The 21,193-nt window shown below is 38.5% G+C and carries 20 protein-coding genes and 6 tRNA genes; 20 read left to right on the top strand and 6 right to left on the bottom strand.

Annotated features, from left to right (window positions below; translation table 11 throughout):
- The first annotated feature begins 35 nt into the window (after window positions 1-35).
- The 10 genes from pgsA to icd all read left to right on the top strand — a co-directional run bounded on the left by pgsA (window position 36) and on the right by icd (window position 5,292).
- Window positions 36-614, top strand: coding sequence for a CDP-diacylglycerol--glycerol-3-phosphate 3-phosphatidyltransferase (pgsA, locus tag ACSLUH_RS05350; RefSeq protein ID WP_448565270.1), 579 nt, complete (start codon window positions 36-38; stop codon window positions 612-614).
- A 160-nt stretch (window positions 615-774) separates the two neighbouring features.
- Window positions 775-850 (top strand) — tRNA-Gly (locus tag ACSLUH_RS05345).
- Window positions 851-907: 57 nt separating this feature from the next.
- Window positions 908-981 (top strand) — tRNA-Cys (locus ACSLUH_RS05340).
- Window positions 982-985: 4 nt separating this feature from the next.
- Window positions 986-1,072, top strand: a tRNA-Leu gene (locus ACSLUH_RS05335).
- Window positions 1,073-1,129: 57 nt separating this feature from the next.
- Window positions 1,130-1,205 (top strand) — tRNA-Gly (locus ACSLUH_RS05330).
- Between the two features lie 24 nt (window positions 1,206-1,229).
- Window positions 1,230-1,305 (top strand) — tRNA-Gly (locus ACSLUH_RS05325).
- Between the two features lie 61 nt (window positions 1,306-1,366).
- Window positions 1,367-1,453: transfer RNA gene (locus tag ACSLUH_RS05320), tRNA-Leu, on the top strand.
- A 296-nt stretch (window positions 1,454-1,749) separates the two neighbouring features.
- Window positions 1,750-3,573 (top strand): PAS domain S-box protein, encoded by a 1,824-nt coding sequence (locus ACSLUH_RS05315; protein WP_448565269.1) that lies wholly within the window; start codon window positions 1,750-1,752, stop codon window positions 3,571-3,573.
- A gap of 1 nt (window position 3,574) precedes the next feature.
- Window positions 3,575-3,922: a response regulator gene (locus ACSLUH_RS05310; protein ID WP_448565268.1), complete on the top strand. Its 348-nt coding sequence runs from the start codon at window positions 3,575-3,577 to the stop codon at window positions 3,920-3,922.
- Window positions 3,923-4,047: 125 nt separating this feature from the next.
- Window positions 4,048-5,292: an NADP-dependent isocitrate dehydrogenase gene (gene icd / locus ACSLUH_RS05305; protein WP_448565267.1), complete on the top strand. Its 1,245-nt coding sequence runs from the start codon at window positions 4,048-4,050 to the stop codon at window positions 5,290-5,292.
- A 90-nt stretch (window positions 5,293-5,382) separates the two neighbouring features.
- On the opposite strand, the gene cspD is transcribed toward icd, so the two are convergent.
- Window positions 5,383-5,607, bottom strand: coding sequence for a cold shock domain-containing protein CspD (gene cspD / locus ACSLUH_RS05300; RefSeq protein WP_448565266.1), 225 nt, complete (start codon window positions 5,605-5,607; stop codon window positions 5,383-5,385).
- Between the two features lie 213 nt (window positions 5,608-5,820).
- Between cspD and clpS the strand changes: the two genes are divergently transcribed.
- Window positions 5,821-6,141, top strand: a complete 321-nt coding sequence (gene clpS, locus ACSLUH_RS05295) for an ATP-dependent Clp protease adapter ClpS (RefSeq protein WP_448565265.1) — start codon at window positions 5,821-5,823, stop codon at window positions 6,139-6,141.
- A gap of 30 nt (window positions 6,142-6,171) precedes the next feature.
- On the top strand, window positions 6,172-8,430 hold the full coding sequence (clpA, locus tag ACSLUH_RS05290) for an ATP-dependent Clp protease ATP-binding subunit ClpA (RefSeq protein ID WP_448565264.1): 2,259 nt from the start codon (window positions 6,172-6,174) through the stop codon (window positions 8,428-8,430).
- A gap of 66 nt (window positions 8,431-8,496) precedes the next feature.
- On the opposite strand, the gene infA is transcribed toward clpA, so the two are convergent.
- The 5 genes from infA to ald all read right to left on the bottom strand — a co-directional run bounded on the left by infA (window position 8,497) and on the right by ald (window position 12,513).
- Window positions 8,497-8,715: a translation initiation factor IF-1 gene (infA, locus tag ACSLUH_RS05285; protein WP_011043571.1), complete on the bottom strand. Its 219-nt coding sequence runs from the start codon at window positions 8,713-8,715 to the stop codon at window positions 8,497-8,499.
- An 84-nt stretch (window positions 8,716-8,799) separates the two neighbouring features.
- Entirely contained in the window at window positions 8,800-9,501 is a 702-nt protein-coding gene (locus ACSLUH_RS05280) for an arginyltransferase (RefSeq protein ID WP_448565263.1), read from the bottom strand.
- A gap of 3 nt (window positions 9,502-9,504) precedes the next feature.
- Window positions 9,505-10,230, bottom strand: coding sequence for a leucyl/phenylalanyl-tRNA--protein transferase (gene aat / locus ACSLUH_RS05275; protein WP_448565262.1), 726 nt, complete (start codon window positions 10,228-10,230; stop codon window positions 9,505-9,507).
- Window positions 10,231-10,236: 6 nt separating this feature from the next.
- Window positions 10,237-11,187, bottom strand: coding sequence for a thioredoxin-disulfide reductase (gene trxB, locus ACSLUH_RS05270; RefSeq protein WP_448565261.1), 951 nt, complete (start codon window positions 11,185-11,187; stop codon window positions 10,237-10,239).
- Between the two features lie 204 nt (window positions 11,188-11,391).
- On the bottom strand, window positions 11,392-12,513 hold the full coding sequence (gene ald, locus ACSLUH_RS05265) for an alanine dehydrogenase (RefSeq protein ID WP_448565260.1): 1,122 nt from the start codon (window positions 12,511-12,513) through the stop codon (window positions 11,392-11,394).
- Window positions 12,514-12,637: 124 nt separating this feature from the next.
- On the opposite strand from ald, the gene lrp reads away from it, so the two are divergent.
- The 8 genes from lrp to ACSLUH_RS05225 all read left to right on the top strand — a co-directional run bounded on the left by lrp (window position 12,638) and on the right by ACSLUH_RS05225 (window position 21,187).
- A complete protein-coding gene (lrp, locus tag ACSLUH_RS05260; protein ID WP_448565259.1) occupies window positions 12,638-13,117 on the top strand; it encodes a leucine-responsive transcriptional regulator Lrp in 480 nt (159 codons plus the stop codon).
- A 112-nt stretch (window positions 13,118-13,229) separates the two neighbouring features.
- The gene (locus tag ACSLUH_RS05255) at window positions 13,230-15,671 is read left to right on the top strand and encodes a DNA translocase FtsK (protein ID WP_448565460.1); all 2,442 of its coding nucleotides are present in this window, start codon (window positions 13,230-13,232) and stop codon (window positions 15,669-15,671) included.
- Between the two features lie 4 nt (window positions 15,672-15,675).
- Window positions 15,676-16,341: an outer membrane lipoprotein periplasmic chaperone LolA gene (gene lolA, locus ACSLUH_RS05250; RefSeq protein ID WP_448565258.1), complete on the top strand. Its 666-nt coding sequence runs from the start codon at window positions 15,676-15,678 to the stop codon at window positions 16,339-16,341.
- Window positions 16,328-17,683, top strand: a complete 1,356-nt coding sequence (locus tag ACSLUH_RS05245) for a replication-associated recombination protein A (protein ID WP_448565257.1) — start codon at window positions 16,328-16,330, stop codon at window positions 17,681-17,683. Before lolA ends, ACSLUH_RS05245 begins: the two co-directional genes overlap by 14 nt.
- The gene (gene crcB, locus ACSLUH_RS05240) at window positions 17,664-18,065 is read left to right on the top strand and encodes a fluoride efflux transporter CrcB (RefSeq protein ID WP_448565256.1); all 402 of its coding nucleotides are present in this window, start codon (window positions 17,664-17,666) and stop codon (window positions 18,063-18,065) included. Before ACSLUH_RS05245 ends, crcB begins: the two co-directional genes overlap by 20 nt.
- A 42-nt stretch (window positions 18,066-18,107) precedes the next feature.
- A complete protein-coding gene (serS, locus tag ACSLUH_RS05235; RefSeq protein WP_448565255.1) occupies window positions 18,108-19,388 on the top strand; it encodes a serine--tRNA ligase in 1,281 nt (426 codons plus the stop codon).
- A 118-nt stretch (window positions 19,389-19,506) separates the two neighbouring features.
- Window positions 19,507-19,992 carry a TlpA family protein disulfide reductase gene (locus ACSLUH_RS05230; protein WP_448565254.1) on the top strand — a complete coding sequence of 162 codons (486 nt, stop codon included), beginning with the start codon at window positions 19,507-19,509 and terminating at the stop codon, window positions 19,990-19,992.
- Between the two features lie 67 nt (window positions 19,993-20,059).
- A complete protein-coding gene (locus ACSLUH_RS05225; RefSeq protein ID WP_448565253.1) occupies window positions 20,060-21,187 on the top strand; it encodes a M14 family metallopeptidase in 1,128 nt (375 codons plus the stop codon).
- Window positions 21,188-21,193: the final 6 nt, after the last annotated feature.

The raw sequence follows: 21,193 nt of genomic DNA, 5'->3' as shown, positions 1-21,193 counted from the left end.
GCAGGTCATTAGGTGATAATAAAGAAGTGAAACGTATGTGGACAATTCCCAACCAAATAACCTTATTTAGAATAGTTTTAATTCCTGTATTTATTATTGTTTACTATTTACCATTAAGTTGGAGCCATTTTGGTGCTTTTGCTGTTTTTTGGTTGGCTTCAATAAGTGATGCGCTAGACGGTTACCTCGCCAGAAAGTTAAACCAATCATCTGCATTTGGTGCATTTATTGATCCAGTAGCCGATAAGCTTATGGTAGCGGCGGCGTTAATAATGATAGTAGAAGATTACCGCACTTGGTGGGTTGCTATCCCTGCGATGATAATGATTTCTAGAGAAATATTTATCAGTGCGTTACGGGAGTTTATGTCTTCTCGAGGTAAACGAGATTCTGTCGCTGTTTCTACGCTAGGTAAATATAAAACAGCGGCACAAATGCTGGGTATTATGGGGTTAATTTGGCGACCTGATTATGATATTCCATTGATATTCTTTTACTTCCCTCACGAAATTCTAATGTTTGCTGCTTATGCATTTTATTTCATCGCAACAGTGTTAACATTTTGGTCGATGATAATTTATTTTAAAGCTGCGTGGCCAGAGTTAAAAGGGTAACTTTTAAGCAATCTTTACTTGAATAGCTTAAGGATTTAGTCAAAAAAACGCCGTTTTAGCTGCTTTTTAACCAGTTGAAATAAATTTGAAATTTAATGGTTGACTCCTTATTTTTTCAATGTAGAATGCGTTTCCAGTTGACAGGGAGTCAATTGATGAAGCGGCTGTAGCTCAGTTGGTAGAGCATCACGTTGCCAACGTGAATGTCACGAGTTCGAGTCTCGTTAGCCGCTCCAACTTCTCTTTAAAAGAGAATTCCAAAGGAATACTACTCAGCTCGTAGTGATTGAAACGGCGGGTTGGCAGAGTGGCTATGCAGCGGATTGCAAATCCGTGGACCTCGGTTCGACTCCGGGACCCGCCTCCATAATGCCCGGGTGGTGGAATTGGTAGACACAAGGGATTTAAAATCCCTCGCTGGTAACAGCGTGCCGGTTCAAGTCCGGCCCCGGGTACCATTTCATTATTGCAGGTTGGGTTGTATAGAAAACCTTATCGATAGATAAGTAAATGAAGCGGCTGTAGCTCAGTTGGTAGAGCATCACGTTGCCAACGTGAATGTCACGAGTTCGAGTCTCGTTAGCCGCTCCAACTTATTATCGAAGAAAATGTAAAGCGGCTGTAGCTCAGTTGGTAGAGCATCACGTTGCCAACGTGAATGTCACGAGTTCGAGTCTCGTTAGCCGCTCCAATTTCTAATATTATATTAGAGCGTAGGTGACCAATATCTACGATAAAAAACTTCCCTTTAAGCCCGGGTGGTGGAATTGGTAGACACAAGGGATTTAAAATCCCTCGCTGGTAACAGCGTGCCGGTTCAAGTCCGGCCCCGGGTACCATTTATCATAAACCATGATAAAAATGTTAATCAAAAAATATTGCTAGTTTTTCTTATCAGTTTATTTTTTTCACATTAAGAAAAACCAATGCACATATTTTTACTATTCATGCTCACATCAAACAAACATTTTAGTTAAGAAGTTTATTGATTTTGTTCAATTAATCGCATTTTATTTGGCTTGTTTTAAATTTACCTTCTACACTTATTCTCAAGTATAAAACAAAAAGCACAAGACGCTCGTAAAACGTTATTTTGTATCTACTGTGCTTCATATCTCATAGAACAAGGAATTTCATGGCGCTATCAGATGTAGAAAGTAATGATTTGCGACAGTTATTTTTAACATCCTCTGATTATATTTGCATCTTAGATATCGATGGGAATATTCTTTCTGCAAATCCATATTTTGAAGAAAACTTACTGGCAATTTCAGCTCACCACGCTGGAAATATATTTAAACTGGCTCATGTCGATGATTTAGATAAGTTGAAAACCGCTTTATTTAAAGTTAACAAATCAGCGACTCCTATAACGTTAGACAGCCGCTTTCCGTTAAAGGATAACAATTCGCTGACAATATCTTGGAAAATTTCCGCAGACTCAAAAAAGCAACAGTTTTACGCAATAGGCAGAGATATTACGGGTAAACGACGTGAGCTTCATAAACTTCGTCAGATAGAGCAAGTACTTAATAAAGAAACCATTATCGCTGTTACTGACCGAAGGGGCATAATAACCGAAGTTAATGAAAAGTTTTGCCAGATCAGTGGCTACAATGAAAATGAATTGCTTGGCCAAAATCATCGAATTTTATCATCTGGCAGCCATGATAAGGCGTTTTTCCAACAGCTTTGGAAAACAATAGCGAAAGGTAATACATGGTCTGGTGTTATTAAAAATCGTAAAAAGAGTGGAGAGTACTATTTTGTTCATACCATTATAACGCCACTTTTTGATATGCAAGGTCGGATTGAGCACTATTTAGCGGTTCGCTTTGATATTACCGAAAAAGTTGCCATGAAAAAGGAATTAGAAAAAACGCTTAATATTTTAAAAGAAACAAGTGCTAGCGCAAAAGTCGGGGGCTGGGAATTAGATGTCGAATCAGGAAGTTTAACGTGGACCGATGAAACCTTTAGTATCCTAGAGTATGAAAAAGACGATAGTAATTCCCCTAAGCTTTCTCAAGGGTTAGCACTATTTACTGAATCATCAAAACCAATTATTGATGAGGCTGTAAAGCGAGCAATAGAATTTGGTGAGCCATATGAGCTCGAGTTACAAGCATTGACTGCAAAAGGTAATATTAAATGGGTTTTCACCAATGGTAAGGCAAATTATAATGGCGATAAAGTCGTATCATTATCAGGCACTATCCAAGATATTGATGCAAAAAAACTAGCAGAATTAAAATACGAACAAGAAAGATTAAAAAGTTTTCATTCAGCTAAGCTTGCTTCATTAGGTGAATTATCTGCTGGTGTTGCTCATGAAATTAATAACCCTCTAGCTATTATTGCCGGTTCTGCGCAATTATTACGGAAGTATTTGTATGAACCAGAGAAGCTCAATGATGTTGTTACAAGAATTTCTAAATCAACCGACCGAATCGCAAGAATTGTTAAAAGTCTGAAAAAATTTTCACGAGCGACAGAACGCTCAGTATTTGAATATATCCCGATAAGTAAAATAATCAAAGAAGCGATAATCTTAACTGAAACTAAAACGAAAAGGCATGACGTTACTGTCGTATACGATAATTTGTTTGATCGTGATATTTACTGTGATGATGTTGAGATTGAACAGGTTATTGTTAACCTCATTAATAATTCTGTTGATGCGATTAGAAATTTAGAGCAACGATGGATAAAGATAGTTACCCTTGAAGAAGGTGATGAACTCATCCTGATGGTAATGGACTCGGGAAGTGGCATACCCGAAAAAACTAAAGAAAAACTCTTTGAACCTTTTTTTACCACTAAACGATCTGAAGGGACAGGATTAGGTTTATCGATAACGAAAGGGATATTAGATGAGCACAATGCGACAATTACTGTCGATGAAAATAGCAATAATACCTGTTTTGTTATTAAATTTAAGCAACACTGGGAAGGTTAGTATGATATTTAACGTCGTTTATTTAGATGATGAACAAGATCTCTGTGAAATATTTTATGAATTCTTAAGTAATGATGAAACTGTCGTCAAAACGTTTACTATTCCTGAAGATGCAATTAACGCAATTAACGATACTCCCCCCGACTTATTTTTTATTGACTATCGTTTACCAGCGACGACAGGAGACGATGTTGCCAAAGCTGTGGATAAAAGTATTCCCAAAGTGCTCGTAACGGGAGATTTAAGTGTTCAGACAGATTATATGTTTGATCAAAAAGTGGCTAAGCCGTATCAATTTTCTGATATCCAGCAGTTGATTGAACATTTTAGAGCCAAGAAGTTTGCTTAACCCTGATTAAAACGGCCGTTTGATTTATTCAGTTTGTTTATAGTGAACATCACCAAAACTATATTAGTGTTTCACTATTTATTCTATTAGCTTATTAGTTAAACCCAATGATGAAGGTGATATCTATGAGCACAATAGAAGAAACAAAAGGCCATGCCATTTCAATAGAGTCCGGAGAGCTTTGCGTACCCAATGACCCAATTATTCCATATATTGAAGGTGACGGCATTGGAATAGATGTCACGCCGACCATGCTACGCGTTGTTAATTATGCAGTAGAAAAGGCTTATCACGGTGATCGTAAAATTTGTTGGAAAGAGGTGTATGCCGGAGAGAAAGCTACACAAATTTTTGATAGTGAAACTTGGTTACCAGATGAAACGCTACAGGCGTTCAAAGAATATAAAGTCGGTATTAAAGGCCCATTAACAACTCCTGTTGGCGGAGGTATGCGCTCTTTGAATGTTACTTTACGTCAATCTTTAGATTTATTTGTATGTCAGCGTCCGGTTCGTTGGTTTAAAGGTGTACCAGCACCGGTATTAAAACCCCATGAAGTCGATATGGTCATCTTTAGAGAAAACTCAGAAGATATCTATACTGGCATTGAATACAAAGCGGGCTCTGAAAATGCTCAGCAATTGATTACATTTCTAAAAAATCAACTAGGTGTTACGAATATTCCTTTTGAAGAGGATTGTGGAGTAGGGATCAAACCAGTTTCTAAACAAGGATCTCAGCGGTTAATTAGAAAAGCTATACAGTACGCAATTGATCAAGATAGAAGCTCTGTCACCATAGTTCATAAAGGCAATATTATGAAGTATACCGAAGGAGCTTTTAAAGAGTGGGGCTATGAGTTGGCTAAAGAAGAATTTGGCGCAGAAACCATCAATGGTGGGCCATGGTGTCAAATTATTAACCCACGTACAGGTAAAGAAATCGTTATAAAAGATGTTATTGCTGATTCAATGTTACAGCAAATTCTGTTGAGGCCTGCAGAGTACAGCGTTATTGCAACGTTAAATCTCAATGGCGATTACTTATCAGACGCTTTAGCTGCACAAGTTGGTGGTATTGGCATTGCACCTGGAGCGAATCTAAATGATCAAATAGCAATATTTGAAGCAACTCACGGTACCGCTCCTCAATATGCGGGTAAAAACAAGGTTAATCCGAGCTCGGTCATTTTGTCTGCAGAAATGATGTTAAGACATATCGGGTGGTCAGAAGCCGCAGATCTACTGCTAAAAGGCATTAGTGGAGCGATTAATGCTAAAACAGTAACCTACGATTTTGAACGTTTAATGGAAAATGCCACATTAGTATCATGCTCTCAATTTGGTGAATGTATTATGGAGCACATGTAAGGTCGATAGCTTTATCAAAAAAGCTAAAGACGTAAAAATTTAAGCATAAAAAAACACAGCAAGTGCTGTGTTTTTTTTTATTAGATTTAACTAGTTGTCTGAGTCTTTAATTTCAGTAGGTGTAATACTTGCTGCATGATGCCCTTTAGGGCCTGCATTAAGCTCGTAGCTTACATCTTGACCAGCTTTTAAGGTTCTATAGCCTTCCATCTGAATAGTAGAGTAGTGGGCGAAAATGTCTTCTCCACCATCCTCAGGACGAATAAAACCAAAACCTTTTGCGTTATTAAACCATTTAACTGTACCGTGAGCCATACTTCCACTTCCTTCTCTATTACTCGGTATTTTAGTATGCTTCCCCAAAAGCATATAATCTAACATGGCAATGGCTAAATTTTAGCCATTGTTTTAAATCGTAGATAAATATTTGAAATAGTCAAGGTTAATCCCCATATTTTTTTCAAATAAAATGAAAAAAAATCTAAAAATTTTACAGCAAAATAACTAGGTAAATACTAATATAGAATTATGAGCAAGTGGAAAGAATTAGTCGATCATCAAGTTGAACTTGATGAGGAGGCGATTGAAAAGTTTCAAAAGCCCCCAATGTATAATGTAATGCTGTTAAATGATGATTATACGCCAATGGATTTTGTCGTAGAGGTCTTAAGAAAGTTTTTTAATATGAATGAAGTCTTAGCAACGGATATTATGTTAGACATTCATTACAAAGGAAAAGCAAAGTGTGGTACCTACACGGCAGAGGTTGCGGAAACCAAAGTTAGTCAGGTAACAAACTTTGCCATCGAGAATCAGCACCCGTTAAAGTGTATGATGGAAAAAGCGTAAATTAAACAGGGTTTAGAGTTGGAGTAGCCTATGTTGAATAAAGATTTAGAAATTTCGCTAAATATGGCTTTTCGTCAAGCTAAAGAGTCACGTCATGAATTTATGACGGTAGAGCATTTGTTGCTAGCACTCTTGGATAATCCATCTTCAATCGAAGCACTCAAAGCATGTGGCGCTGATATGGCCAAGCTTAAAAAAGAATTGCTAGATTTTATCGGAGAGACCACTCCGGTAATACCAGAAGGCGAAGATGATCGTGAAACTCAACCAACACTTGGTTTTCAACGAGTATTGCAGCGCGCTGTATTTCATGTCCAATCTTCAGGTAAAAGTGAAGTGAATGGTTCCAATGTTCTCGTGGCAATCTTTAGTGAACAAGAATCTCAAGCAGCTTATTTCTTGAAAAAATCGGATATTAGTCGTTTAGATATTGTGAACTATATCTCACATGGGATCGCTAAAGTCGATAGAGCCGATACTAATCAAAGTCATGAAGAGACATCAACACAGGTAGAAGAAGAGCCTAGAACGGTAGAGAATTTTGCAACAAATCTAAACGAAGAAGCCTTAAAAGGTAATATTGACCCGCTAATTGGTCGTGATAATGAGTTAGAGCGTACTTTACAAGTACTTAGTCGTCGCAGAAAAAATAATCCGCTATTTGTTGGTGAGGCTGGTGTCGGTAAAACAGCGATTGCTGAAGGCTTGGCTAATTTGATTATTTCTGACAAAGTTCCTGAATTTCTCGCGGATACGACAATATACTCACTTGATATGGGGGCGTTGCTTGCTGGCACAAAATATAGAGGTGATTTCGAGAAGCGTTTTAAAGCCTTGTTGAAAGAGCTTGAAAAAGAAGGTAATGCAATTTTATTTATTGATGAAATTCATACTATTATCGGTGCAGGTGCAGCGTCTGGTGGTATGATGGATGCGTCTAACTTGATTAAGCCTTTACTTTCTTCAGGAAAATTACGTTGTCTAGGTTCTACTACTTATCAGGAATATCAAAGTATTTTTGAAAAGGATAGAGCGTTAGCACGACGATTCCAAAAAATTGATATTGTCGAACCAAGTGTTGATGATACCACTAAAATACTTATTGGCTTGAAAGATAAGTACGAAACACACCACGGTATTCGTTACACCAACAAAGCGTTAAGAGCTGCAGCGCAATTATCGGCTAAATATATAAATGAGCGTTTTCTACCGGATAAAGCAATAGATGTTATTGATGAAGCAGGGGCTAAACAACAACTCGTTGCTCCTTCTAAACGTAAGAAGGTCATCAATAATAATGATATAGAAAGTATTGTTGCTAAAATGGCTCGGATACCAGAGAAGTCGGTTTCAAGCTCAGAGTTAGATAGTTTAAAACATCTGGATAGAAATTTAAAACTGGTGGTGTTTGGTCAGGACCATGCTATTGATGAATTATCATCTGTGATTAGGTTATCAAGAGCAGGTTTAGGCAACGATCAAAAACCCGTAGGCTCTTTCTTGTTTGCAGGACCCACCGGTGTCGGTAAAACAGAAGTGACCCAGCAATTAGCGAATACCCTTGGGGTAGAATTATTGCGTTTTGATATGTCAGAGTACATGGAAAAACACGCAGTTAGTCGCCTAATCGGTGCTCCTCCTGGCTATGTTGGTTATGAGCAGGGCGGTTTGTTAACCGATGCGGTGATTAAACATCCTCACGCGGTAGTATTGTTAGATGAAATCGAAAAAGCTCATCCAGATGTTTATAACATCTTGTTGCAAGTAATGGATCACGGCACTTTAACGGATAATAATGGAAGAAAAGCTGATTTTCGTAATGTAACACTGGTATTGACTACCAATGCGGGAGTCCAGGAAACCATCCGTCAATCCATCGGTTTTAAACAGCAAGACCACAGCGTTAATGCAATGGAAGAGATTAATAAAGTATTTTCTCCCGAGTTTAGAAACCGTTTAGACAATATAGTTTGGTTTAATCATTTAACTGATGATGTCATTCAACAAGTTGTTGATAAATTTATTGTTGAATTACAAGCACAATTAGATGAAAAAGGGGTTTCTTTAGAACTTTCAAAAGACGCTAAGAAATGGTTAGCAACCCATGGCTATGATAAAGCAATGGGTGCTAGACCGATGGCACGTTTAATTCAGGAGCAACTGAAAAAACCACTAGCCAATGAGTTGTTGTTTGGTGAGCTCATTCATGGTGGTCTGGTTAAAGTGACAGTTAAGAAAGATAAACTTGTGCTTAACTGTGAATCGAAAAAAGAACTTGTTGAACATTAGTTTGTGTAAACAATAGGCATAAAAAAACCTGCGATAAAGCAGGTTTTTTCTTTTAAGTATCTTAACTTATCTTGCACGGAAAATAATGCGGCCTTTTGAGAGATCATAAGGTGTTAGCTCAACAGTCACTTTATCGCCAGTTAAAATACGAATGTAATTTTTACGCATTTTTCCTGAAATGTGAGCAGTAACAACGTGTCCATTTTCTAATTCGACACGAAACATCGTATTTGGTAAGGTATCTAAAACCGTACCTTGCATTTCAATATTTTCTTCTTTCGCCATTGGGCGTCAAACCTCTATAAGTGTGCATAAATAAAAAGCTGCGCAGATCATGCCGAATTGTTTCAATAAAGTAAAGTAACTTGGCTATTTATTTATCGTTTGCCACTGATTTTTTATTAGTATTTGATGAGGAAAGTAACGATTCTTGTAATTCATTTTTTGACATTCGTTAATTTGATATCCCAAATACAAGTATGTTTTGTCTAACGCTTGCGCAACTTTAATTTGGTTTAAAATTGAAACTACACCTAAACCAAATTTACGATAAGATGGGTGGTAAAAGGTGTAAACAGCCGATAAAGCTTCATCCAGTATGTCAGTAACTGCAACGGCAATTAAGTTATCATCGTCAAATACTTCTAAAAATAATTGCGCTGTTAATTGTGATGAAAGAAAGCTTTTGTATTGCGCCAAAGTAGCAGGGTACATAGCACCATCTTTATGGAGGGTATTAATGTATTGCTCAAATAAAGGATAGTATTCGTCTTTTAAGCGGTTGTTCTTTTTAAAAGTTAAGTTCGCAGACTTTTTAATCAGCCTTCGTTGGCTTTTAGTCGGTTGAAAATCGTTTACAATAATTCTTAAAGACTGACATGCTTGGCAATTTAAGCAATGAGGTTTGTAAATTTGTTCACCACTTCGTCTAAAACCTTGCGACATCAACCAAGAATAATGCTTACTATCTTGTAAACGAGGATCGGTAGCAACAAGTAACCTTTCTTGCTGCTCTGGTAAGTAGTTGCAAGGAAAGTTCTCAGTAATACCAAGTTGATAACTAACGCTCATAATTTAATTATAGCTAAGTTCGTTAAGAGATAAATATCTTGGAAGCCAAAATGTAGTGGGTAATACAATCGACAACGCTTGTTGCTTTAGCTGACAAAATTTATCCAATGATATCTCGTCGCATCCCATACTTGCGAGAAAATGATTGTTTAACTGGCAATCGATCATTGGAATATTTGCTTGGCGTAACAAGTGATTCAGTGCAATGAGCGCGAGTTTTGAAGCATTATCTTTTTGATAAAACATCGACTCTCCCGAAAAGAAGCCATTAATGGCTACACCGTATAATCCACCAACTAAGCGAGAATTATCCCAGATCTCTATAGAGTGAGCATAGCCATGCTGATGCAATTGAATATAGGCCTTTTTCATCATAGGGCTTATCCAAGTGCCTTCTTTTCTAAATGGCGCATTTGAACAGTTTTGAATTACCTCATCAAACGCTTTATTGATGCTAATTTGGTAAGGTGATTTCTTTAGAAATTTACGCGTGGTTTTATTAACGTGCAGTGCATTGGTTAGAATCACGGCTCGCGTCGATGGATACCACCATAATATGGGTTCCCCTTGATTGAACCAAGGGAAAACACCTAAGTTATAGGCTACCTTAAGCCTTTCAACGGATAAGTTGCCACCAACCGCTAATAACCCATTGGGTTCGGCTAGAGCTTGTTCTAACGGTGGAAAATTTAGATTATTATGCTCTAGCCATGTTAATGGAAGCGACATAGTCGTTTATTTTTTAGCGTCTAGGTAACGCTCCGCATCTAGAGCTGCCATACAACCTGCACCAGCTGAGGTAATTGCTTGACGATATATATGATCAGCAACATCGCCAGCAGCAAATACGCCTTCTACGCTCGTTTGCGTCGCATTGCCATTAGTACCACTGTTAATCGTTAAATAACCATCTTTCATGTCTAACTGGCCTTTAAAAATATCAGTATTAGGTTTGTGACCGATCGCAATAAATACACCAGATACCGGTATTTCTTCAGTTGCGTCTGATTGGGTATCTTTGATCCGTAAACTGGTAACTCCCATGTTATCACCTAGTACTTCATCAAGAGTACGATCTAAATGAAGCGTGATGTTACCATTTTCTACCTTATCCATCAGACGATCAGTTAAGATTTTTTCACTACGGAAAGTATCACGACGATGAATTAAATGTACTTCTGAAGCAATGTTTGATAAATACAATGCTTCTTCAACTGCAGTATTACCACCACCAACCACAGCTACTTTTTGATTTTTATAGAAGAAACCATCACAAGTTGCACAGGCTGAAACACCTTTACCCATAAACGCTTGTTCTGAAGGTAAACCTAAGTACTGCGCACTTGCACCAGTACAAATAATTAGCGCGTCACAAGTATATTCGCTATTACCAGTTAATTTGAACGGGCGAGATGAAAAATCCACTGATTCAATGTGATCAAAAATAATCTCTGTATCAAATTTTTCTGCATGAGCTTGCATACGCTCCATTAACGCTGGTCCAGTCAAATCGTTAGCATCACCAGGCCAGTTTTCTACTTCAGTTGTGGTGGTAAGTTGTCCGCCTTGTTGCATACCGGTGATCATTACTGGCTTTAAATTTGCGCGTGCTGCGTAAACAGCTGCTGTATATCCAGCTGGGCCTGAACCTAAGATAAGTAAAGGGCAATGTCTTGCGTCGCTCATGAACTGCTCCAAATAAAGATGAGAAAATATAAGTTTACTACTTGATTGGGATTCTACGTAATAATCTCAAGGGGGTAAAACAACTTTTTAGCGAGTGAAGTTAAAGAAATGTCTAATCTGCACAGTATTTTTTACGAATTTTATGGTGAAATAAAAAAGGCCGCTTAGAAAAGTGCGGCCTTAAAGCTTAACTAAGTTTGCTAACTATAAAGTCGCGATAGCGGCTTCTGGCGCAATGTATTCATAACCAAGCACTTCAGCAACTTCTTTATAAGTCACTTTGCCACCAAGTACGTTTAAGCCGTTCATTAAGTGAACATCGTCTAACATCGCTTGTTTAGCGCCTTTATTAGCAAGTGCTACTGTGAAAGGCATTGTCGCATTAGTTAAGGCTAACGTTGAGGTTCTAGCAACACCACCAGGCATGTTTGCTACACAATAATGCACGACGCCATCTACCACATAAGTAGGATCTTGATGCGTTGTTGCTTTTGATGTTTCAAAACATCCACCTTGGTCAATAGCTACGTCAACTACTACAGCACCTTGTTTCATCATCTTGATGTGTTCTTTGGTGACTAATTTAGGTGCAGCCGCTCCTGGAATTAATACCGCACCAATAACTAAATCAGCATCTACAATTAATTGATCCATGGCATCGGCAGTCGAGTATACGGTCTTTAAGCGGCCATCAAACTCTGCGTCTAATTGACGTAAACGCGGTAAAGAGCGGTCTAAAATGGTTACATCAGCCCCCATACCTACTGCCATTCGTGCTGCTTGTGTACCAACAACGCCACCACCAATAATTAATACTTTTGCCGGAGCTACTCCGGGGACACCACCTAATAATGCACCTAAACCACCTTGAGCTTTTTCTAATGCATGGGCACCCGCTTGAATAGACATACGACCTGCAACTTCAGACATTGGAGCAAGTAGCGGCAATCCACCTGCTGGAGATGTCACTGTTTCGTACGCAATACATGTAGCGCCTGAAGCTACTAATAATTCTGTTTGAGTTGGATCTGGTGCTAAGTGAAGGTAAGTGAATAATACTTGACCAGGTCTCAACATTTTACATTCATTAGGTTGAGGTTCTTTAACTTTAATAATCATATCGGCAGTCGCAAAAATCTCTTCTGCTTTTTCGATTATCTTTGCACCAGCGGCAATGTATTGCTCATTGTCAAAGCCAATTGCTGCACCACCATTATTTTCAACAATCACTTCGTGACCATTTACGATAAGTTCTTTAACACCTGCTGGTGTAAGGCCTATTCGATATTCGTGATTTTTAATTTCTTTAGGTACGCCAATTATCATGTTGTAATTCTCTCTTATGAAATTTGCGGCTAGTATAGTTGGTGTTTTGAAAAATAACCTATCGTATTTTTACCCTGAACGAGATAATATGCTAAAAATAGTTTAGTTTTTAGAGATAAATAAATTGGATAAACACTTTAAAGCGTTAGATCGTATTGATAAAAATATCCTTTTTGAATTACAAAGAAATGGGCGTATATCTAACGTAGAATTGGCCAAAAGGGTGGGGCTAAGTCCAACTCCCTGTTTAGAGCGCGTTAAAAAACTCGAAAAAGAAAAATATATTTTAGGGTATCAAGCGACACTAAACCCACAGAAACTTAATGCTGCATTGTTGGTTATCGTTGAAATTACACTGACAAAAACAAGTCCAGATGTTTTTGATGAATTTTCAAAAGCGGTAAGGGAACTCGAAGTAATACAAGAGTGCCACCTTGTATCTGGTGATTTTGACTTTTTGCTAAAAACAAGGGTCGCTGACATGGCAGCTTATCGAGAATTACTCGGAGATACATTACTAACCTTACCCGCGGTATCAGAAAGTAGAACTTATGTGGTAATGGAAGAAGTGAAATCGACTAATATATTACCAATTAAACGTTAAACCATTTTATTGCACGCTATAGTTTGTTATTTTAGAACTAATAATAAAAATTTACTCGGTGGTCCTTTTGTCTGATATTTCCACACCTGCAAAACTTAATGGGGTACAACGCATGCTAGAAGCCGGATTATTGGTTTCTTGTGTGTTTGCTATGTTCCTAATGTTGGCTTTATTTAGTTTTGATCCAGCAGATCCTGGTTGGTCGCAAACAGGTTATCAAACGCCGGTTCGCAATCTTGGTGGAGCTGTCGGTGCATACCTTTCTGATTTATTGTTAAACGTCTTCGGTATTATTGCTTATACCTTGCCATTTGTTGTCGCTATTATTGGCTGGCTGCTGTTTCAAAAATATTATCAACTCATCCAATTAGATTATTTAACCTTAGGTTTAAAACTATTAGGTTTCATCATGTTCTATTTAGGAATTACTGCAATTTCAAGTATGAATTTTGATGATATCTTTTATTTCTCTGCAGGTGGTATTTTAGGCGATCTTATCAGCAACGCAATCGTACCTTATTTATCTTTTGTTGGTAGTACCTTGCTCTTTCTGACACTAGTGCTCAGTGGCTTTGTTTTAGTAACTGGTATTTCGTTAATAAAGTTAATTGATGGGCTTGGCGAATATACAATTTTAGCGGCATTGTATTTAGCAAAGTTACCGCCGTTAATTAAGCAAACATTTGATAGTAGACCAAAGAAAGTTAAAACATCATCCAGTGACGATGAAAAACACTACAATATTAAAGGTGAATCTAAGCCGTTAGCTGGCCAAGTAGGGCAAGTTGACCAACAAGACGTTCACCAAGCGTTCTCTGCTATTGGCCAGCAAGATTCGGATGACATTATTTCAGCAAGTAAGAATGATTCCCCCTTCCAAAGGGATGAAGATATTGAACCCTTTATCAATATCGATGATTTGATGGAAGAACCACTAACCATCAATGTTCAAGAGCGCGTTAGTGACGAAGAAATTAGTGCTGCTTTTGAAAATGTTGAAAAGATAGAGGTTAGTAAACCTAAAACAAAAGTTAAAGAAAGTAGTAGTCAAGATGAAGAAATCGTTATGCCTTCAATTGAGCTGCTCGATCGACCTGATAAAGCTGAAAACCCAATAGATGAAGAACAATTAGAGCAAGTTAGTCGTTTGGTAGAAGCAAAATTAGCTGAATTTGGTGTTAAGGCAGACGTTGTTGCTGTTTATCCTGGTCCAGTTATTACTAGATTTGAGTTAGATTTAGCACCTGGTGTTAAGGTCAATAAAATATCTAATTTATCAAAAGATCTGGCTCGTTCATTATCAGCAAAAGCCGTTCGTGTTGTCGAAGTAATTCCTGGAAAGTCGGTCATTGGCCTTGAGCTTCCAAATAAACATAGAGAAATCGTTTATTTAAGGGAAGTGTTAGCCTGTGAAGATTTTGACAAGTCATCGTCCTCTTTAACCATGGCCATAGGCAAAGATATTGCGGGTGAGCCTGTTGTGGTCGACTTAGCAAAAATGCCGCATCTGTTGGTTGCAGGTACAACAGGATCTGGTAAATCCGTTGCTGTTAATACCATGATTGTCAGTTTGCTTTATAAATCAACGCCTGAAGATGTTCGTATGATTATGATTGACCCCAAAATGTTGGAGTTGTCTGTCTATGAAGGAATCCCGCACTTATTATCTGAAGTTGTCACTGATATGAAAGAAGCCGCCAATGCTTTGCGTTGGTGTGTTGGTGAAATGGAACGCCGCTATAAAGTCATGTCGTCGTTAGGGGTTAGAAATTTAAAAGGGTACAATCAAAAAATTAAGCAAGCGGCAAAAAATGGTGAACCTATTCTTGACCCACTTTGGCAGCCAAGCGATGGATTAGATCAAACGCCTCCTGTTTTAGAGAAACTGCCCAGTATTGTCGTTGTTGTTGATGAATTTGCCGATATGATGATGATAGTGGGCAAAAAAGTTGAAGAATTAATTGCTCGTATTGCGCAAAAAGCAAGGGCTGCAGGTATACATTTGATTTTAGCTACCCAGCGCCCTTCAGTAGATGTAATTACCGGCTTAATTAAAGCTAACATACCCACTCGAATGGCATTACAAGTTTCTTCTAGAATAGATTCTCGTACCATCCTAGATCAACAAGGGGCTGAACAACTGCTTGGTTATGGGGATATGTTTTATTTGCCGCCAGGTTCCGGATTACCTACGCGAGTTCATGGTGCTTTTATTGATGATCATGAAGTACATGCTGTAGTAAATGACTGGAAATCTAGAGGCGAACCTAATTATGTTGAAGAAATCCTATCAGGGGAAAATGAACAAGACATATTATTACCGGGAGAAACGGCAGAAGGTGACGATTCTGATTTAGATACCCTCTACGATGAGGCATTAATGTTTGTCACAGAAACTCGACGGGTATCAATATCGAGTATCCAACGTAAATTCAGAATTGGTTACAATCGTGCCGCTCGAATTGTTGAACAAATGGAGCAACAGGGGGTCGTAACTACACCAGGTAATAATGGTGCTCGTGAAGTACTCGCACCACCACCTATCAAGGAATAATAAATTGAAAAGTAAATCGCTTATATTTGTAGCCACTGTGATGTCTTGCATTCATTTATCAAGCGCCGCACAAGAGATGCCTGATAGTACTGTTGAGTTAAAAGTGATCAGCAGTGTCAGCGAAGCGTTAAAACACAAACTACAACAAGTAAAACAGTTTAGTGGTGAGTTTACTCAGCAGGTTATAGACGACGAAGGTAATATTATTCAGACCGCAAATGGCACGTTAAAAGTAAGCCAACCAAATTTAGTAAATTGGCATACTTTGTCTCCAGAAGAAACGTTAATTGTATCTGACGGAGACAACTTGTGGTTGTACGACCCATTCGTAGAACAAGCAACGGTTTATACGATAGATGCATCGGTAGCTAATACACCAATATTATTGTTAACTAGCGTAGATGACAGCATATGGCAACAATACCATGTGCAACAATCCAATGAACGTGGCTATTTGATCACACCTAAAGATGACAATAGTCGTGTACAATCACTAGAGCTGACTTTTAAAGATCAGACAAGTTATCAAATAGAGCAGTTTACTATGATTGATTCTTCAGGCCAGGCAAGCATAATCAAGCTTAGTAATGTTATTTATCATCAGCCAATAGACAAAAAAAACTTCCATTTTGAACCACCTACTGGAGTGGAGATAGATGACCAAAGGTGAGGCCAATTATCAGTTAGACTTTCATACAACTGATCAAAATCAGCCTTTAGCAGCGAAATTGCGCCCTAAAACATTATCACAATATGTTGGCCAGGCACACATACTAGGTAAAGGAATGCCGCTTCGCCAAGCGATAGAAACGGGGCGTTGTCAGTCAGTTATCTTTTGGGGGCCGCCAGGAACAGGTAAAACAACGCTAGCTGAAATTATTGCCCAGCACGCGGAAGCAGATATTGAACGTCTTTCAGCCGTTACGTCGGGCATTAAGGAAATTCGTTTAGCAATAGATAATGCCAAGCAAAGATTGGTTAACCGGCAGAGAAAAACGGTGTTATTCGTTGATGAAGTTCATCGCTTCAATAAAAGCCAACAAGACGCGTTTTTACCTCATATAGAAGACGGCACGATAATATTTATAGGGGCAACCACTGAAAACCCTGCGTTTGAATTAAACCGCGCCATTTTGTCTCGCGCTAGTGTTTATACGCTAAACAAGTTATCAGATGAAGAGCTAACTACAGTTTATAACAACGCCAAAGCTTATTTGGCGGTTCAACAAGAACTTGACGTTACAATAAATAATAAAGATTTGGCTCAGCTTATTGCGCTAGCTAATGGTGATGCCCGCCGGTTATTAAATTTACTCGAAGGCTGTATTAATCTAAACACTACAAAAATCGGCCAAGTGTCAATAACCGCCCAACAAATTAAAGATGTAGCAGGAAGTAAAGTAGCGCTATACGATAAAAATGGTGATGCATTTTACGACCTTATCAGTGCTTTTCATAAGTCAGTTCGTGGCTCAGATCCTGACGCTGCGTTATACTGGTATGCTAGAATTCTTGCAGGTGGCGGTGATGGACTTTATGTTGCAAGGAGGTTATTGGCTATCGCCAGTGAAGATATTGGCAATGCCGACCCTAGAGCAATGCAACTAGCAATCAATGCCTTTGACACTTATCATAGAGTCGGACCTGCTGAAGGGGAGCGAGCTATCGCACAAGCGAGTGTTTATTTAGCGTTAGCACCTAAGAGCAATGCCGTCTATTTAGCGTTTAACCATGCTAAAGCATTAGCACAAGAAACGTCGCACCTAGAGGTTCCATTTCATTTAAGGAACTCGACCAGTAAGATCACTAAAGAACTCGGGCATGGAGAGGGTTATCGGTATGCTCATAACGAACCAAACGCCTATGCTGCTGGGGAGTGCTATTTCCCTGAAGAAATACAACATACACAATTTTATCAACCCTCTGAGCGAGGGTTAGAGAAACAGCTTAAAGAAAAACTCGATTATTTAACTCAGCTCAATAGGCACAGTAATGCAAAACGCTACTCCTAGCATTATCATTTACACTATGGTCGCTATCGGTGGTGCTTTCGGGGCCAGTTTAAGGTTTTATATTTCTGATTTAATGTTAAATTGGTTAGGAAAAGGATTCCCTTTTGCGACGTTGGCGGTTAATATTTGCGGCTCATTAACAATGGGCATTCTATACGGGTTAATAGAACAAGGTGTCATAGAAGTTAGCATTTATCGTACGTTAATCGGTATAGGCTTTCTTGGCGCTTTTACTACGTTTTCTACATTCTCATTGGATACCTTGTTGCTATTACAACAAGGTGATATTTTTAAAGCGGTTTTAAACGTTTTATTGAATGTAAGTTTATGTATTTTCGCCGCAGGTATTGGCCTGTATTTCGTGACCTTATTAAATAAGTAAAGTCCTAGACAATTAAAAGACAGTAAAAAGAAATAAAACATCATGCTTGATCCAAAACTTTTAAGAACAGATATTGAACACGTAGCGGCAAACTTAGCGCAACGTGGTTTTACTATAGACGTAGAGGCGTTTAATGCACTTGAAGAACAACGTAAAGTGATTCAAGTAAAGACGCAGGAGCTGCAAAACCAAAGAAATACGCGTTCAAAATCAATTGGTCAAGCAAAAGCTCGCGGCGAAGATATACAGCCGTTGCTGGCTGAGGTTAGTCAACTTGGTGAAGAATTAGAGCAAGCTAAGCAAGAGCAAGCCGAGGTGATGGAAAAAATTGATGCCTTAGTCAGTGCGATGCCTAATATGATCCACGAATCTGTTCCGCAAGGCGCAAGTGAAGACGATAACGTTGAAGTTAAGCGTTGGGGAACCCCTCGAGAGTTTAATTTTGAGGTTAAAGACCACGTAGATATCGCCACTAACCTTGATAAAGGCTTAGACTTTGAAAGTGGAGCAAAACTAGCGGGTACGCGTTTTGCTGTCATGCGTGGACAAATTGCCAAATTGCATCGTGCCTTAGCGCAGTTCATGTTAGATGTGCATACAGAACAGCACGGCTATCAAGAAATGTATGTGCCTTACCTTGTTAATCATCAATCATTGTTCGGTACTGGGCAATTACCAAAGTTTGGTGAAGATTTGTTCCACACAGACTTAGCCAACCGTCAATTTTCCTTGATTCCAACGGCTGAAGTGCCATTAACAAACTTAGTCCGAGACGAAATCGTTAATGCGGATGAATTACCGATAAAAATGTGTGCTCACACACCCTGTTTTCGAAGTGAAGCGGGTTCTTCAGGGCGTGATATACGTGGTCTAATTAGACAGCACCAATTTGATAAAGTTGAAATGGTCCAGTTAGTAAAAGCTGAAGATTCATTTGAAGCATTAGACGAATTAACCGGACACGCAGAGAAAATACTCGAATTGTTAGAGTTGCCCTACAGAACGGTAGTACTTTGTTCAGGTGATATTGGTTTTAGTGCCACTAAAACGTTTGATATTGAAGTTTGGCTTCCAGCGCAAAACACCTATAGGGAAATCTCTAGCTGTTCAAATATGGGCGATTTTCAAGCTCGTCGAATGCAAGCGCGCTATAAACAAAATGACAGTAAGCAAACCGAGCTTATGCATACATTAAATGGTTCAGGTTTAGCCGTTGGAAGAACGTTAGTGGCGGTGTTAGAAAACTACCAACAAGAAGATGGTAGTGTTCAAATCCCTAAGGTGTTGCAACCTTACATGAAAGGCGAAACTCATATTCGCTAATCGTGTATAAGCTTTATGGAGAATCCGAAACTAATGTTTCGGATTTTTTTTGCAATTAAAGCGAAGTTCAAAGGGTCTTTACCGATAGCTAAGACAAAAAAGCAGAGTAAAGTTACAAGTGTTAAAAAATCTAGTCATTCAGATAACAGTATTTGGCGGGATATTCCTTTTCCTATCATGGATAAAAACCACCAGCATGCTGAGTTATGGAGATAGTGCTCAGAGCGAGCAATTTGTGTTAACGACGTTAGATAGTCAATTAGTTACCGTTAACAATAGCAATAAGCGTTTAGTACTCTACTTTTTTGCTCCTTGGTGCAGTATTTGTCATGCTAGTATCAGCAACTTACAACAACTTTATATCAGTAATGAAAATATTGATGTTATCGCCATAGCACTAGATTTTGTTGATGAAAATGAAGTGCGAGAGTTTGCTCAGCAACATCAACTGACCTTTCCAATAACTTTTGGAAATGAGCGAGTAAAGCAATTCTATCAAATCGAAGGCTATCCTAGTTATTATGTGCTAGATGAAAATAATACGGTGATTTCTAAATCTATTGGTTATTCTACTGAAATTGGATTGTATATTAGATCACTTTAACACTTCTGATCTGCTTTCTGTTTGTGTACACTTAAGGGCTAATTCTAACAATAAGATAATACATTGCATGCAAATCACATCAAATTTTGATAGCGGGAATATCAAGGTTATCTCAGCAAAAAGTGCTGATGATATTCAATTAGAAATACGCAAAGATAATCAATCTGAATTTTATCAATGGTTTCATTTTAAATTACACAATAATGAGCGTACAGAGCATGTGTTGTCTATAACCAATGCCGGACAATCAGCCTATGTTGAAGGATGGAAAGATTACCAAGCCGTAGCATCCTATGATAGAGAGCACTGGTTTAGAGTGCCAACAGAATTCGATGGTCAAAATTTAACCATTAGATTTACGCCGGAATACGATTCGACTTATTTTGCTTATTTCGCACCATACAGTTATGAGCGTCATCAAGACTTAATTCACAACGCGCAACTAGATATTGATTGTCAATTGCAAGTTTTAGGGCAAACATTGGATGGTCGTGATATATCACTACTTAAAGTGGGTGAAGAAGGTTCAGGCAAAAAAGTCATTTGGTTGACAGCTCGTCAACATCCAGGTGAAACCATGGCTGAATGGTTTATGGAAGGGTTTATCGATCGTCTACTTGATGAGGATGATGGGGTAGCTCGTGCGTTGCTAAATAAGGCGGTTTTCTATTTAGTGCCAAATATGAACCCAGATGGTTCCGTGCGTGGCCATTTAAGAACTAATGCCGCTGGTGTTAACCTCAATAGAGAATGGGCAACACCGACCATGGAAAAAAGTCCGGAAGTATTTTTAGTGAGAGAAAAAATGCTCGAAACTGGTGTTGATATGCACCTTGATGTTCATGGAGATGAAGCTTTACCCGTTAACTTCGTTGCTGGTTGCGAAGGGATCCCATCCTACGATGAGAAAATGAAATCATTAGAAGATAGTTTTAAAGCTATCTTGATGAATATCACACCAGAATTCCAAGATGAGCGTGGTTATGATAAAGACGAACCAGGTCAAGCAAATTTAACCTTAGCGTCTAACTGGGTAGGGGAACAGTTTAAATGTTTAGCCTATACGTTAGAAATGCCATTTAAAGATAATGATTTACTTCCAGATTATAGTGTCGGTTGGTCTGATATGCGCAGTAGTTTGTTGGGTAGAGATGTATTAACCGCCATTTATCATCTTGTTGATGATTTAAGATAAAAAATA

Source organism: Thalassotalea ganghwensis (genome assembly GCF_053485795.1).
This window is presented reverse-complemented; position numbering and strand designations above follow the sequence as displayed.

Coding starts and splice junctions, on each gene's coding strand:
- pgsA (WP_448565270.1), top strand. CDS start 36: ATGTGGACAATTCCCAACCAAATAACCTTATTTAGAATAGTTTTAATT.
- ACSLUH_RS05315 (WP_448565269.1), top strand. CDS start 1,750: ATGGCGCTATCAGATGTAGAAAGTAATGATTTGCGACAGTTATTTTTA.
- ACSLUH_RS05310 (WP_448565268.1), top strand. CDS start 3,575: ATGATATTTAACGTCGTTTATTTAGATGATGAACAAGATCTCTGTGAA.
- icd (WP_448565267.1), top strand. CDS start 4,048: ATGAGCACAATAGAAGAAACAAAAGGCCATGCCATTTCAATAGAGTCC.
- cspD (WP_448565266.1), bottom strand. CDS start 5,607: ATGGCTCACGGTACAGTTAAATGGTTTAATAACGCAAAAGGTTTTGGT.
- clpS (WP_448565265.1), top strand. CDS start 5,821: ATGAGCAAGTGGAAAGAATTAGTCGATCATCAAGTTGAACTTGATGAG.
- clpA (WP_448565264.1), top strand. CDS start 6,172: ATGTTGAATAAAGATTTAGAAATTTCGCTAAATATGGCTTTTCGTCAA.
- infA (WP_011043571.1), bottom strand. CDS start 8,715: ATGGCGAAAGAAGAAAATATTGAAATGCAAGGTACGGTTTTAGATACC.
- ACSLUH_RS05280 (WP_448565263.1), bottom strand. CDS start 9,501: ATGAGCGTTAGTTATCAACTTGGTATTACTGAGAACTTTCCTTGCAAC.
- aat (WP_448565262.1), bottom strand. CDS start 10,230: ATGTCGCTTCCATTAACATGGCTAGAGCATAATAATCTAAATTTTCCA.
- trxB (WP_448565261.1), bottom strand. CDS start 11,187: ATGAGCGACGCAAGACATTGCCCTTTACTTATCTTAGGTTCAGGCCCA.
- ald (WP_448565260.1), bottom strand. CDS start 12,513: ATGATAATTGGCGTACCTAAAGAAATTAAAAATCACGAATATCGAATA.
- ACSLUH_RS05255 (WP_448565460.1), top strand. CDS start 13,230: ATGCTAGAAGCCGGATTATTGGTTTCTTGTGTGTTTGCTATGTTCCTA.
- ACSLUH_RS05245 (WP_448565257.1), top strand. CDS start 16,328: ATGACCAAAGGTGAGGCCAATTATCAGTTAGACTTTCATACAACTGAT.
- crcB (WP_448565256.1), top strand. CDS start 17,664: ATGCAAAACGCTACTCCTAGCATTATCATTTACACTATGGTCGCTATC.
- serS (WP_448565255.1), top strand. CDS start 18,108: ATGCTTGATCCAAAACTTTTAAGAACAGATATTGAACACGTAGCGGCA.
- ACSLUH_RS05225 (WP_448565253.1), top strand. CDS start 20,060: ATGCAAATCACATCAAATTTTGATAGCGGGAATATCAAGGTTATCTCA.